Below are 280 nucleotides of genomic sequence, written 5' to 3'. Positions count from 1 at the left end.
GAGCACAAGCTACATGGAACAGGTTACCTCATTCTCAGCTACCTTGCTTCAGGGCTTAAAAGGAGACACTGCTGCAGCCGCTAAATATGCAGATATGGCCATTGTCGATATGTCCGATAATGCCAACAAAATGGGTACGGACATTGGGATGCTTCAAAATGCTTATCAAGGCTTTGCCAAAGATAACTTTACCATGCTTGACAACTTGAAACTAGGGTACGGCGGTACAGCTGGAGAAATGGCTCGATTGGTTAACGATTCCGGCGTCATGGGGAAAAGC

At 46.4% G+C, this 280-nt stretch carries 1 pseudogene; it reads left to right on the top strand.

The features are described 5' to 3' along the window. Positions 1-280 (top strand): annotated as a pseudogene (locus NIE88_RS22245) (phage tail protein); the annotation flags it as partial.

This window comes from Sporolactobacillus shoreicorticis, from assembly GCF_024125445.1.
Lineage (GTDB): Bacteria > Bacillota > Bacilli > Bacillales > Sporolactobacillaceae > Sporolactobacillus > Sporolactobacillus shoreicorticis.
The sequence above is the reverse complement of the archived record's forward strand: the minus strand, read 5'-3'. Positions and strand labels throughout refer to the sequence as shown.